The organism is Streptomyces sp. CC224B, from assembly GCF_030010595.1.
GTDB lineage: Bacteria > Actinomycetota > Actinomycetes > Streptomycetales > Streptomycetaceae > Streptomyces > Streptomyces longispororuber.
Map to the genome: position 1 here is coordinate 1 of NZ_JASCXL010000095.1, position 12322 is coordinate 12322.

Consider the following 12322-nt stretch of genomic DNA (forward strand, 5'->3'; position numbering starts at 1 on the left):
GGCTCTGCCGCGCCCCGGGGGCGGCGGCGCGGCGCGCGGCGAGCGGCCCGGGGTCCGCGGCGGGCGCGAGCAGCACGACGTGGCCGCTGTGCGGGCCCGCGAGGCCGCGCAGGGCCCGCGCGTGGCGCATGGCCTGGGCGGCGAGGCGGGCCCGAGGGTCGCCCTCGGCGTCCAGGACCAGGACGGCGGTGGGCGCGGCGAGGTCCACGCCGAGGCGGCGGGCGCGCAGGGTGAGGCTGCCGGCGTGGCGCGGGTCGCCGGCGTGCGCGGCGGTGAGCAGGTCGTCGAGGAGCTCCCCACGCACCCGGTCCTCGGCCTCGGCCACCGAGCGGCGCAGCAGCAGGAGCAGCGCGGTGTCGAGGCTGGCCCGCTCGAAGAGGCGCCGGTCGCTGTCGGTGAGATCGGGGCGGCCGCTCAGCGCGACGCTGCCGAGGAGTTCGGGCCCGGCGAGCACGGCGGAGACCCAGACGCCGTCCACGGCCACGGCCCGGCCGCCCGCGCGGGAGGCGGCCACGCCGTCGGCGGGCGGCGCGGGGGCGGCGGCGCCGACGCGGGCCAGTTCGGTGCCGTCGGCGTCCTGGACGACCAGGCCGCCGTCGAGCAGCGCGGCGATCTCCGCGGCGACGTCGGCGACGTCGCCGCCGCGCAGCACGATGTCGGTGAGCCGGTCGTGGGTCTCGGCGGCGCGGCGCAGCGCCTCGCTCTGCGCGCGGGCGGTGGCGGTGGCGGCGTTCAGCTCGACGAGCGCGGCGCGGGTCTCCTCCAGGAGGCGGGCGCCGTCGATGGCGACGGCGGCGTGGTCGGCGAGCGAGGCGAGCAGCGCGATCTGGTCGGGCGCGAAGTCGCGCGTGCTGCGGTCGGCGGCGTACAGGACGCCGATGACGCGGCTGCCGACGCGCAGCGGCACGCCGAGGATGCCGCGCAGCCCCTCCTCGCCGACGCCCGCGTCGATGGCGGCGGTGTGCTGGAAGCGGGTGTCGGCGCGGTAGTCGGCGCTGGCGTAGGGGCGGGCGGTCTGGGCGACGAGCCCGCCGAGCCCCTCGCCCATGCCGAGCCGGAGCTGCTGGAAGGCGGCGGAGGCGCAGCCGTCGGTGACGCGCATGAACGTGTCCCCCGCGGCCGGGTCGTTGAGGGTCAGGTACGCCACGTCGGTGCGCAGGAGGAGCCGGGCGCGGCGCACGATGGCCCGCAGGACCGCGTCGAGGTCGGTGAGGGCCGCCAGGTCGCTCGCGGTGTCGAACAGCGCGGACAGCTCGGCCTCGCGGCGGCGGTGCTGGTCGAGGGTGCGGCGGACGGCGAGGGCCGCCTCGGTGGCCTCCTCGACCAGGGCGAGGTCCGCCCGGCCCGCCCCGGCCGCCCGGGCCGCGGCGGCCGGGTGGGCGAAGTGCTCGGCGGGGGCGTACCGTCGGAGCAGCCCGAGGAGGTCCCGCAGGGCCGTGGCGGCGGTCCCTCCGGCGGGGGCGGGGCTGGTGGCCTCGTCGGGGGCGGGGCGGGTGCCGGGGCGGCTGTGGGCGGATGACACGGTCGGCTGCCTCCCGGCGTACGGCGTACGGGCGTACGGGCCTCAAGGGCGTTCGCCGGAGCGTACCGGCGCGGGTGCCGGGGTGCTCCCGCCGGTGGCGTCGCCGTCCGGGCGGGCGAGGTCCCGGCCGCGGGTCTCGCGGGCGAGGGCCACCGTCACCGTGGTCACCACGGCGGCCAGGCACAGGTACAGCGCCACCGGCACCGAGGAGTCGTACTCCTTGAGCAGTTCGACGGCGATGATCGGCGCGAGGGCGCCCGCGACGACGGAGGCGAGCTGTGAGCCGACCGAGGCCCCGGAGTAGCGCACGCGGGTGTCGAACATCTCGGAGATGAACGCGGCCTGCGGTCCGTACATGGCGCCGTGCAGGAGCAGCCCGACGGTGACCGCCACGGTGATCACGGCGAACGACCCGGAGTCGACGAGCGTGAAGAACAGGAACGCCCACACGGCCATGCCGGCCGACCCGAGGAGCGTCACCGGCCGCCGCCCGAGCCGGTCGGACAGCGCGCCCCAGGCGGGGATGGTGACGAAGTGCACGGCCGAGCCGATCAGGACGGCGTTCAGGGCGGTGCTCTTGGGCAGGTCCAGGTGCTTGGTGACGTAGACGAGCAGGAAGGAGGTGAGGACGTAGTAGGAGATGTTCTCGCCGAAGCGCGTGCCGATGGCGGTGAGCACCTGGCGCCAGTTTTTGCGGAACACCTCCACGACGGGTGCCTCCTCCTGGCCGCCCTGCCCGCGCGCGGCGGCGGCCTCGGCCTCGGCCCGCGCCTTCAGGAACAGCGGCGACTCGGTGACGGAGATGCGGATCCACAGCCCGACCATCACCAGGACGCCGGACAGCAGGAACGGCACGCGCCAGCCCCAGGACTCGAAGGCGGCGTCGGACTGGACTCCGGCGAGCAGCGCGAGCACGCCGGTGGCGAGGAGGTTGCCGCCGGGCGCGCCGGACTGCGGCCAGGACGCCCAGAACCCGCGGTGCCGGGCGCCCCCGTGCTCGGAGACGATCAGGACGGCGCCGCCCCACTCGCCGCCGAGCGCGAAGCCCTGCACCAGCCGCAGCAGCGTGAGCAGGACGGGTGCGCCGATCCCGATGGCGTCGTAGGTGGGCAGCAGCCCCATGGCGAAGGTGGAGCCGCCCATCAGGAGCAGGCTCAGCACGAGCAGCTTCTTGCGCCCCACCCGGTCGCCGAAGTGGCCGAAGACGACGCCGCCGAGCGGCCGGGCGAGGAAGCCGATCGCGTAGGTGACGAAGGCGATGAGCGTGCCGGTGAGCGGGTCGGCGGTGGGGAAGAACAGCTCGTTGAAGACGAGGGCGGCGGCGGAGCCGTAGAGGAAGAAGTCGTACCACTCGATGGTGGTGCCGATGAGGCTGGCGCCGACGATCCGGGTGATGCCGCTGCGCGGGCGGGGACGGGGGCGGGGGCGGGGGCGGGCCATGGGGATCACCGTGTTCTCGCGGGTGGGTGGGGACGGGGAACCGCCGGGGCCGGGCGGGCGGGGACGGTCCGGGCCGGACGGGCGCGGCCGGTCGGGGTCAGGTCGCGGTCCAGCCGCCGTCGAGGGTCAGCGAACTGCCGGTCACGTAGCCGGAGTGCGGGCCGCAGAGCCACAGGACGGCGGCGGCGACCTCCTCCGGCTCGGCGAGGCGCTTGAGCGGGGAGCGGGTCAGGAGCACGTCGGTGAGCACGTCGTCCTCGGCGATGCGGTGGGCGGCGGCCTGGTCGTGGAGCTGCGCCTGGACCAGGGGGGTGCGGACGTAGCCGGGGCTGACGCAGTTGCTGGTGACGCCGTGCGGGGCGCCCTCGACGGCGGTGACCTTGCTGAGGCCCTCCAGGCCGTGCTTGGCGGCGACGTAGGCGCTCTTGTAGGCGCTGGCGCGGTGGCCGTGGACGCTGGAGATGTGCACGGCGCGGCCCCAGCCCCGCGCGTACATGTGCGGCAGGGTCTGCCGCAGGAGCAGGAACGGCGCGGTGACCATGACCTGCTGGATGAGGGTGAAGCGCGCAGGCGGGAAGTCGGTGAGCGGGGCGACGTGCTGGAGCCCGGCGCTGTTCACGAGGATGTCGACGGCGGTGGGCAGCGCCGCGATCGCCTCGGCGTCGGCGAGGTCCGCGGTGTGCGCGTGGCCGCCGACGGTGTCCGCGACGGCCTTGGCGGCGGCCGCGTCGATGTCCACGACGTGCGTGTCCGCGCCGGCCCCGGCGAGCGCCACCGCGCAGGCGCGGCCGATGCCGCTGCCGCCGCCGGTCACGAGGGCGGTGCGGCCGCGCAGGTCGACGCCGCCGGGGGCCGGGGCGCTGGGGTGAGGTCCGCTTGTCATGGCCGGAAACCTAGGGTGGCCGGACGGTTCCGCCCATGGGGCCGGTCACCACAACTCCGGTGCGGAGTATGGTTTCCGGCCCCATGGGCGGTGGAGTGGCCCGCGTCACCCGTCGAGGCCCCAGGCACGGCCGAGCCGGTGGGCGGCGCACAGCCCGGCGTCGAGGAGGTGGGGCCCGGCGGTGCCGCACCGCTCGCCGCCCGCGCCGGGGTCGACGGGCTGGCCGTGGCCCATGCCCGTGATGCCGTACGTCTCGACGGCGGGGGCGCCGCCCGGTCCCTCGTACACCCGGTGCGGGTACCCGGCGTCGGTGTCGGCGACGTCCGGCGTCCGGTCGGCGCCGTGCACGTCGGTCCACTGCTCCACGAGGTCGGTCATGTTGACGGGGGCCACGGTGCGGTCGGCGGTGCCGTGCAGCACAGTGAGGGCCGGCCAGGGGCCGCCGTAGCCGGGCCGGGCGGCCCGTACGCGGTCGCCCCACTGGCGGGGGCCGAGCCCGCCGCCGAGGCTCATGCACACCCAGGGAGACCCGGCGGCCTGCGCGCAGCCGTACGGGAGCCCCGCGACGACGCCGCCCGCGGCGAACCTCTCCGGGTAGGCGGCCATCATCACCGACGTCATGGCGCCGCCCGCCGAGAGGCCCGTGACGTACACGCGCCGGGAGTTCCCGGCGACGTCGGCGAGGTGGCGGTCGACCATCTGCGCGACGGAGGCGGCCTCGCCGCCGCCGCGGGCGGTGTCGGCGGTGTTGAACCAGTTGAAGCACGCGGAGACGTTGTTGGCGGTCTGCTGCTGGGGCAGGACGAGGGAGAAGCCCCAGCGGTCGGCGAGTTCGGTCCAGCCGCTGCCGGTGCCGTACCCGGCGGCGTTCTGGGTGCACCCGTGCAGGGCGACGACCACGGGCCGTCCGGCGGGAAGCCCGTCGGGGACGTACCGGAACATCCGCAACTGCCCCGGGTTGCCGCCGAATCCGGTGACTTCGCGGACGGCGGCGGGGGCCGGGGGCGTGGCGGCGGCGGCCCCGGGGGCCGGGAGGACCGGCAGGGCCGTCAGGGCGGCGAGGAGCGCGGCGGCCAGGGCCCGTACGGGGCTTCGGCGGCGGCCGCGTGGGGGGACTCGGGTCTCGGTCATGCCCGGGGACTGTAGGAGAGGGCGCCGCGCGGCCCTATGGGGGCGGGGACCACACCCGGGGGCGGCACCGTGTCGTACGGTGCGGGGGCGAGGACTGCCGAGGCGAGGGAGGGCCGGGCGTGGCCGGGTGGTATCCGCTGGTCGAGCCGCACCGCACGGGGATGCTCGACGTGGGTGACGGCAACCGCGTGTACTGGGAGGTCTGCGGCGCCCCGGACGGGAAGCCCGCGCTCGTCGTGCACGGCGGGCCGGGCTCGGGGTGCTACCCGGGCACACGGCGCTACTTCGACCCCGAGCGGTACCGGACCGTCCTGTTCGACCAGCGCGGCTGCGGCCGCAGCACCCCGCACGCGAGCGACCCCGCGACCGACATGCGGCACAACACCACCCCACACCTGGTAGCCGACATGGAGCGGCTGCGGGAGCACCTGGGCGTCGACCGCTGGCTGCTGTACGGCGGCTCCTGGGGCTCGACGCTCGCCCTGGCCTACGCCGAGCGGTACCCCGAGCGGGTCTCCGAGATCGTCCTGTCCGCCGTCACCACGACCCGGCGCACGGAGATCGACTGGCTCTACCGCGGCGTCGGCCGCTTCTTCCCCGAGCAGTGGGAGCGCTTCCTGGCGGGCGTGCCCGGCACGCCGCCCGACGGGGACGTCGTCGCCGCCTACGCCCGCCTGACCGAACACCCCGACCCCGCCGTGCGCGAGAAGGCCACGGCCGACTGGTGCGCCTGGGAGGACGCGGTCCTGCTCGGCGAGACGGGCGGCGCCTACGGCCCGTACGGCGACCGGCCGCCGGCCGCCCTGCTGGCGCTGGTCCGCATCTGCGCCCACTACTTCGCGCACGGCGCGTGGCTGGAGGAGGGCGTCCTGCTGCGCGAGGCCCCCCGGCTGGCCGGCATCCCCGGGGTGCTGATCCACGGGCGCTTCGACATGGGCGGTCCGCTCGCCACGGCGTGGGAGCTGCACCGGGCCTGGCCCGGCTCCGAGTTGACCGTCGTCGAGGACGCGGGCCACGTGGGCAACGACACCACCGCCGCCCACGTGCTGCGGGCACTGGACCGCTTCGCCGCCGGGGGCTGAGTCCGCCGCGGCCCCGCGGGGGCGGGGCGCCGCGCGGCGCCCCGCCCCTCGCGCCCCGGTCAGGCCGCGGAGTCGACCGCCGCGGGCGCGACGCTGCCGAGCTTGTCGACCGCCTGGTAGTACGTCCAGGCCAGCGCGTCGCAGGAGACCTTCTTCGCGCCGCTGTAGGTGGCGCAGACTCTCTTCAGGTCGGCGTGGAAGGCGTTGTCGACGCGCGCCTTGTGGGCGTTGAAGGTGCCCATCTCCTTGTAGTTGCGGTACCCGAAGTCGTGCCGCGCGCAGGCCTTCTCGAACGGGAAGCCGAACGGGTTGTCCGGGGACGAGGAACACAGGTCCGTGGTCCAGTTGAACTTGTACGCGCTCCAGGCGCCCTGGTTGTTGCGGGCCGAGAGCCAGGCGTTGTAGCTGCCCGCGTCGGTCTGGGTCCAGCGGCTGAGCACCTGGGCCTTGTCCGCCGGAACGGCGGAGGCGGGCGCGGCGGCGAGGCCGGTCCCGAGGGTGACGGCAGCGGCGCCCACGGCCAGGGCGGTGAGTCGACGGCGCATGGTGGGGGTTCCTCCTCGTGCGGGTCCCGTCCACGGGACATGTGGGGGTCATGACAGGACACGCGGTGTGCGGGCCCTGCCCTCCAGTGATCACCACCGACCTGACGGCCGGTGGACGCGCGGGCCGCGCCGGGCTTGCGCCCCGGTGACGAGCGGCCTTCACGTCATGAGGGCCATGCGTCACGGGAGTTGGCCGTAAACGTGCGGGCGGGCGGAACGAGGGGGTGCACAGGCGCGCCCCTCGCGGGGCGTGCGCCTCGTGCGGGGCGGGCTGGGCGGGCGCCTCGTGCGGGACGGGCTGGGCGGGCGCCTCGTGCGGGACGGGCCGGGCGGGCGCCTCGTGCGGGGCATGCGCCTCATGGGCGAGGTGGCGGGCGTGCCCCCCCTGGGCGTAGGGCGGCTGTGCCGCGCGGCTCGCAGAAGGTCTCCCTCTGGGTCGCTTGCCGTGCGGGGCAGTTCGGAGTCCCGCCTTCCGGTAGGGCGTGCTCCGGATCTCCGTCTTCCGGCATGGCACCCTCCGGTTCCTCGCGCTCCGGTTCCTCGTCCTCCGGTTCCGCACCGCCGGGCTGCTCGGGCTCCGGTTGCCCCGAGCCCAGTAGTGCTGCCACTACCACCGATGGACGTGCCCGCACGCTCGGACGCGTTCCCGGGGGCTGCCTAGGATCGGGCGAGCCGAGTCGAGACCGGGGGGACCATGAGGCTGAGACCACCGCGGGTCCGGGGTGTCCTGTTCCGCGGCACGCGGGGGCTGTTCGGCCGGGACACGCGGGACGGGCTGCTGCACCTGCTGACCACCTTGGCGCTCACGCCGCTGTACGCCGTCCCGGTCACGCTGTTCGTCCTCGGCGCGGCCCTGACTCCGCTGCTGTTGCTGGGCCTGCCGCTGCTGCCGGCGGCGATGAAGCTGGCGCACTGGACGGGCCGCCTCGACCGCGAGCGCCTGCACCTGCTGCTGGGCGTGGACGTCGAGGTGCCCACCGCCGTGCCCGGCACCGGCTGGAAGGAGCGCCTGGAGCGGACCTTCGGCCGCCGCGCCTGGCGGGAGCTGGGCTACACCGGGGTCATGGCCCTGTGGGGGTGCGCCGTGGGCGGGTTCGTGGCGGGGCTGCTCGCCGCGGGGCTGCTCCTGTCCCTGCTGCCGTTCCTCGGCCCCTTCCTGCCGGAGGGCTCCTCGCTGCTCGGCCTGGACGTGGGCGCCCCGGCCCGGACCGTGCCCGCCGGTGCCGTTGGCGTGGGGCTGCTCGGCACCGGCCTGTGGCTCGGCGGGCCGCTGGCGCGCGCCGAGTCGGCCCTGATCGCCCGGGCCCTCGGCGCCGGCCCCGTCGACCACCTGGTACGGCGCCTGACGGACCTGGAGGACAGCCGCTCGCGGATGGTCGACGCCGCGGAGCAGGAGCGGCGGCGCATCGAGCGCGACCTGCACGACGGGGCGCAGCAGCGGCTGCTGTCCGTCGCCATGACCCTGGGCCGGGCCAAGTCCCGCTTCGACCGCGACCCGGACAAGGCGCGGCAGTTGGTGCTCACCGCCCACGAGGAGGCCAAGGCGGCCATGCGGGAGCTGCGCGACGTGACCCGGGGCCTGCACCCGGCCGTGCTCACCGAGCAGGGCATCGAGCCCGCCGTCGCCGCGCTCGCGGCCCGCTGCCCGGTGCCGGTCGACCTCGCGGCACGGCTGCCGGAGCGGCCCTCGCCCCGGGCCGAGGCCGTCGCGTACTACGTGGTCTCCGAACTCCTCACCAACGTCGCCAAGCACGCCGCGGCCGGCCGGGCCGAGGTCCGCCTCGCCCGGGACGCGGACCTGCTGCGGGTGACGGTCGGCGACGACGGCATCGGCGGCGCCGACCCCGGCCGCGGATCGGGCCTCGGCGGCCTGGCGGACCGCGTGCGGGCGGTGGACGGGCACCTCACCGTTTCCAGCCCCGGCGGCGGGCCCACCGTCGTCGACGTCACGCTTCCCTGGAGGGCGTAGGACCGTGCTGCGCGTCGTGCTCGCCGAGGACTCCGTGCTGCTGCGCAGCGGCCTCGCCAAGCTGCTGGCGGACGAGGACGTCGACGTGGTGGGGCAGGCCGGTGACGCCGTTGAACTGCTCGCCCTGGCCGCCGACCTCGGCCCCGACCTGTGCGTGGTGGACGTGCGCATGCCGCCCACCCACACCGACGAGGGGCTGCGCGCCGCCCTGGCGCTGCGCGCCGCCGACCCCGGACGGCCCGTCCTGGTGCTGTCCCAGTACGTGGAGGCGCACTACGCCGCCAAGCTGCTCGCCGACGGCAGCGAAGGCCTTGGCTATCTGCTCAAGGACCGGGTCGCCGACGTGGACGAGTTCGTGGCCGCGCTGCACCGGGTCGCCGGCGGCGGCACCGCCCTCGACGCCGAGGTGGTCAGCCAGGTCTTCGCCGCCACCCGGAGGCAGGACGCCCTGGCCGCGCTCACCGCGCGCGAGCGGGAGGTGCTCGCGCTGATGGCGGAGGGGCTCGGCAACGGCGGCCTCGCGGACCGCCTGTTCATCACCGAGCGCGCCGTCGAGAAGCACATCCGCTCCATCTTCACCAAGCTCGACCTGCGCCCCGACGACCGAGGGCACCGCCGGGTCCGCGCCGTCCTGCGGTACATCGACTCCCTCGCCGCCCCCCTCGCCCCGAGCACCCCGACTGCCCCGACCGACCGCCCCTGACCACGGGAGACCGGATCCAGCCATGCACGAGACCCTCACCCAGCCCGGCACCGCGCCGCGCCCGCCCGGCCGCCCCCGGCGCTCCGTGCCGCGCCGCGTCGCCCGCGCCCTCGCGCTCCTGACCGCCCTCACGCTGGTCGGCGGCGGCGCGTGGTACCTGCTGCTCTTCCTGATCACCCGTACCGAGACCGGCACCACCGCGATCGACGGGGACGTACGCACCGTGGTGGTCGAGATCGACAGCGGCGACCTGCGCATCGACGCGGCCGGGCGCGGCGACCGCCTGGAGGTGCGCAAGAAGCTCACCAAGTCGCTGCGGTCGCCCGACGAGAGCGTCGAGCGGGACGGCGACACGCTGCGCGTCACCGCCGACTGCGGCGAGGGCGTCGGCACCTGCGCGTCGGACTACCGCCTGACGGTGCCGGCGGGCGTCCGGGTGCGGGCCGTGACGCGGCTCGGCGACGTCACGGTGACCGGCGTACGCGGCTCCGTCGAGGCCCGCTCCCGGATCGGCGACGTCCGGCTGCGCCTCCCCCGGGACGCCGGACCGTACGACGTCACGGCCTTTACCAAAATCGGCGAGCGGACGGTGGCGGTGGACGAAGACGACGCGGACGACGCGGTCGACACGGACAACACGGCGCAGCTCAGGGCGGAGGCGCGCACGAAGATCGGTGACGTGACGGTGCGCCAGGACTGACGCGCCGGGTCCGCGGGGCTACCCGCGGCGCCGCAGCCGGGCCGACAGATGGTGCTGGAGCGGCTGCCCGACCGCCGCGAGGTCGTGGGTGAAGGTGAGCGTGCCGTCGTCGGCGAGGGCGTAGCGGCGGCGGGTGGCGTCGACCTGTTTCGCGGTCGGCGTGAGCGCCACCGTGTGGGTGGCCAGGTCGACGGCGGTGCCCGTCGCGGCGCCGACCGCGACCTCGACGACGCCGGTGGGCTGGGTGACGACCGCCTCCACGCGACCCTCCGGCTGGAGCCGCCACCAGCCGCTCTCCCGCGCGGCCGGGCGCAGCGGGGCGCCTTCGGCGTCCAGGAGCCAGGCGCGGGCCTCGTAGCGCAGGAAGGGGCGGCCGTCGTGGCGGAACGTGACCTCCTGGGCGTACGCGAAGTCGCCCTCCAGCGTGGGGTATCCGCCCTCGCCCCGGCCGTACCAGGTGCCCAGGAGGTGCGTCACGGGCGCGAGCAGCGCGTGCGGGGCGGGATCCTCCTCCGGCCCGTGCGCGTCGGGGAAGGGAAGCTCCGGTACGGGTGCGGTCACGGGGGCGCTCCAGGGGTGGGATCGGATACCGCCCGAAAGCGTAGGCGCTGAGCGCGGCACCCGGTGGTCGGCCCTCGGCCCGGTGGTCGGCCACGGCCCGGCGGGGGCCCGACGGTGACCGGTGGCGACCGACGGCGACCGACGGCGACCGACGGCACAGTTGCCCCTTCGACCGCGCTTCTTCCCGTACAGCACGGATGTCACGTACGTACCGTCACGTCCCACCCGTACGCGACGGCCGACGGCGCGCGCCCCCCTCGTGCCTCACTCCACCGTCCCGGGGCCCGTTCACCCGCACGCTCCCCACCCGTACCGCGGCAGGCCCCGGCGCGGCCTACCTGGTCCCCCGGGCGTTGCGCGGGTGCAGGCGGGCCGCCCGCTCGTTGCCGCGGCGGTAGTCGCCGGTCCAGCGGGCCATGGCGAGCTGGGGGTCGCCGGTGGCCGCCTCGTGCAGGAAGCGCCGGGCGCGGCCGCCGCGCAGGACGGCCGCCGGGCGGCCGTGGTGGCGTATCTCCACGGAACCGTCGCCGCGTTCCTCGTACACGAACCCCTGTGCCTGTGCCATGAGACCACCTTGTGCGTCGTGCCGTACTCGGAGAACTTGAGAACCGTGAGAAGCGTCCCGCGCGGAGGTCCCATCGTGCTGGCCCGGTGCTCGGTCCGCGAGCGGATATCCCCGGACCGCCCGGTGACCTGCGGCGCGTACCGTCGGTTGCCCGCCAACGTGGCACCGCTCGCCGCCTCCTCATGGCGGGAATGCGGCGACTGCCTTACGCTCCCCGCCACAGGCGCACCACACTGGGACTTCACGGTCGGCGGTCACGCCGCACGGTCGGCTCGACCTGCTCGAACAGCCGGTCGACGCCTCAGCGACAGACGAGGAGCTGGTGAGATGTCCACGCACTCCCCCGCCGCATCCGCGCAGTCCACCCGAGGGGTGATCGACGCCTATCTGGCCCGCCTCGCCGAGCGGGACCTGGAGGGCGCGCTGCAACTCTTCTCCGACGAGGTGGAGTTCCTCGCTCCCGGTTCGCCCGAGGTCCCGTGGTCGGGCCACCACGCCGGGCGGCAGGGCGTCAGGACGTTCTTCACCACGCTCCACGAGTACCTGCAGCCCGAGGAGTTCACCGTCACGCACATCGTGGTCGACGGCGGGCAAGGGGTGATCATCGGACATCTGCGGGACACCGTGAAGGCCACCGGGAAGCCGCTCACCACGCCGTTCGCGGCGCACCTCACGGTGGCCGACGGCAAGGTGGCCCGCTACCACCTGTTCGAGGACACCCACGCGCTGCACCGGGCCGTGACCGACGGCTGAGCGGCCGCCCCCGCGCCCGGCCCCCGCCACCACGACCAGGAGAGGCAGCAGAGATGACCGCCAGCGTCAGCCCGTCCCACCCGGCGGTACGCGCCTTCGTCGACGCCGTCAACGCCCAGGACCAGCAGGCCCTGTGGGCCGTGCTCGCCAAGGACGCCACCGTCGTCGACGTCGGCACCGAGCGCGACCTCCACGCGTGGGTGGAGCGGGAGCTGTTCTCCTCCCACGCGCGGATGGAGGTGGTGCGCGAGTCGGCCGACGGACTGTCGGTCGGCGCCCGCTTCCACAACGACATCTGGGGGGACATCGACACGGCCTGGGAGTTCACGGTGTCCGACGGCGTCATCCGGCGCTTCGTCACCGGCCCGGGCTGAGCCCGTACGGAGCGTCGGAGGGGCGTGCGCCGCCGGCGGGCCGGGCCCACCGGGCACCGGCCGGACGCACGCGAGCCGCAACCGAACGGGGGCG

General features: G+C 75.8%; 13 protein-coding genes. 6 read left to right on the plus strand and 7 right to left on the minus strand.

All coding sequences use genetic code 11. The features are described 5' to 3' along the window. From QK440_RS30520 to QK440_RS30535, 4 genes are all read right to left on the minus strand, one after another. Window positions 1-1414 (minus strand): GAF domain-containing protein (locus QK440_RS30520; protein WP_282796495.1); only part of this gene is annotated, 1414 nt, incomplete at its 3' end. 150 nt (window positions 1415-1564) lie between these two features. Further along, a complete protein-coding gene (locus QK440_RS30525; RefSeq protein ID WP_282796466.1) occupies window positions 1565-2962 on the minus strand; it encodes an MFS transporter in 1398 nt (465 codons plus the stop codon). A gap of 97 nt (window positions 2963-3059) precedes the next feature. Continuing rightward, a complete protein-coding gene (locus tag QK440_RS30530; protein WP_282796467.1) occupies window positions 3060-3845 on the minus strand; it encodes a 3-hydroxybutyrate dehydrogenase in 786 nt (261 codons plus the stop codon). 105 nt (window positions 3846-3950) lie between these two features. After that, complete coding sequence (locus QK440_RS30535) at window positions 3951-4976, minus strand: PHB depolymerase family esterase (RefSeq protein ID WP_282796468.1); 1026 nt, start codon at window positions 4974-4976, stop codon at window positions 3951-3953. Window positions 4977-5095: 119 nt separating this feature from the next. On the opposite strand from QK440_RS30535, the gene pip reads away from it, so the two are divergent. Then, window positions 5096-6058, plus strand: a complete 963-nt coding sequence (gene pip / locus QK440_RS30540; RefSeq protein ID WP_282796469.1) for a prolyl aminopeptidase — start codon at window positions 5096-5098, stop codon at window positions 6056-6058. A gap of 59 nt (window positions 6059-6117) precedes the next feature. Here the strand turns inward: pip and QK440_RS30545 are convergent, their stop codons facing one another. Continuing rightward, complete coding sequence (locus QK440_RS30545; protein WP_282796470.1) at window positions 6118-6603, minus strand: phospholipase; 486 nt, start codon at window positions 6601-6603, stop codon at window positions 6118-6120. Window positions 6604-7297: 694 nt separating this feature from the next. Here QK440_RS30545 and QK440_RS30550 point away from each other — a divergent pair. Genes QK440_RS30550 through QK440_RS30560 form a run of 3 tightly spaced genes read left to right on the plus strand, consistent with a single transcriptional unit; the run spans window position 7298 to window position 9975 of the window. Then, window positions 7298-8572: a sensor histidine kinase gene (locus tag QK440_RS30550; protein WP_282796471.1), complete on the plus strand. Its 1275-nt coding sequence runs from the start codon at window positions 7298-7300 to the stop codon at window positions 8570-8572. A 7-nt stretch (window positions 8573-8579) separates the two neighbouring features. Beyond that, window positions 8580-9275 (plus strand): response regulator transcription factor, encoded by a 696-nt coding sequence (locus QK440_RS30555; protein WP_282796496.1) that lies wholly within the window; start codon window positions 8580-8582, stop codon window positions 9273-9275. Between the two features lie 22 nt (window positions 9276-9297). Then, the gene (locus tag QK440_RS30560) at window positions 9298-9975 is read left to right on the plus strand and encodes a DUF4097 family beta strand repeat-containing protein (RefSeq protein WP_282796472.1); all 678 of its coding nucleotides are present in this window, start codon (window positions 9298-9300) and stop codon (window positions 9973-9975) included. An 18-nt stretch (window positions 9976-9993) separates the two neighbouring features. Here QK440_RS30560 and QK440_RS30565 read toward each other — a convergent pair whose 3' ends face one another. Both QK440_RS30565 and QK440_RS30570 read right to left on the minus strand, forming a co-directional pair. Then, a complete protein-coding gene (locus QK440_RS30565; protein WP_282796473.1) occupies window positions 9994-10536 on the minus strand; it encodes an FABP family protein in 543 nt (180 codons plus the stop codon). A 334-nt stretch (window positions 10537-10870) separates the two neighbouring features. After that, window positions 10871-11101, minus strand: coding sequence for a hypothetical protein (locus QK440_RS30570; protein ID WP_282796474.1), 231 nt, complete (start codon window positions 11099-11101; stop codon window positions 10871-10873). 327 nt (window positions 11102-11428) lie between these two features. On the opposite strand from QK440_RS30570, the gene QK440_RS30575 reads away from it, so the two are divergent. Both QK440_RS30575 and QK440_RS30580 read left to right on the plus strand, forming a co-directional pair. Beyond that, window positions 11429-11854 carry a nuclear transport factor 2 family protein gene (locus QK440_RS30575; RefSeq protein ID WP_282796475.1) on the plus strand — a complete coding sequence of 142 codons (426 nt, stop codon included), beginning with the start codon at window positions 11429-11431 and terminating at the stop codon, window positions 11852-11854. A 53-nt stretch (window positions 11855-11907) separates the two neighbouring features. Continuing rightward, window positions 11908-12228: a nuclear transport factor 2 family protein gene (locus QK440_RS30580; protein WP_282796476.1), complete on the plus strand. Its 321-nt coding sequence runs from the start codon at window positions 11908-11910 to the stop codon at window positions 12226-12228. Window positions 12229-12322 lie beyond the last annotated feature (94 nt).

Bases quoted from the DNA above. Each gene is read 5' to 3' on its own strand.
- QK440_RS30525 (WP_282796466.1), bottom strand. From the start codon at position 2,962: ATGGCCCGCCCCCGCCCCCGCCCCCGTCCCCGCCCGCGCAGCGGCATC.
- QK440_RS30530 (WP_282796467.1), bottom strand. From the start codon at position 3,845: ATGACAAGCGGACCTCACCCCAGCGCCCCGGCCCCCGGCGGCGTCGAC.
- QK440_RS30535 (WP_282796468.1), bottom strand. From the start codon at position 4,976: ATGACCGAGACCCGAGTCCCCCCACGCGGCCGCCGCCGAAGCCCCGTA.
- QK440_RS30545 (WP_282796470.1), bottom strand. From the start codon at position 6,603: ATGCGCCGTCGACTCACCGCCCTGGCCGTGGGCGCCGCTGCCGTCACC.
- QK440_RS30550 (WP_282796471.1), top strand. From the start codon at position 7,298: ATGAGGCTGAGACCACCGCGGGTCCGGGGTGTCCTGTTCCGCGGCACG.
- QK440_RS30560 (WP_282796472.1), top strand. From the start codon at position 9,298: ATGCACGAGACCCTCACCCAGCCCGGCACCGCGCCGCGCCCGCCCGGC.
- QK440_RS30570 (WP_282796474.1), bottom strand. From the start codon at position 11,101: ATGGCACAGGCACAGGGGTTCGTGTACGAGGAACGCGGCGACGGTTCC.
- QK440_RS30575 (WP_282796475.1), top strand. From the start codon at position 11,429: ATGTCCACGCACTCCCCCGCCGCATCCGCGCAGTCCACCCGAGGGGTG.
- QK440_RS30580 (WP_282796476.1), top strand. From the start codon at position 11,908: ATGACCGCCAGCGTCAGCCCGTCCCACCCGGCGGTACGCGCCTTCGTC.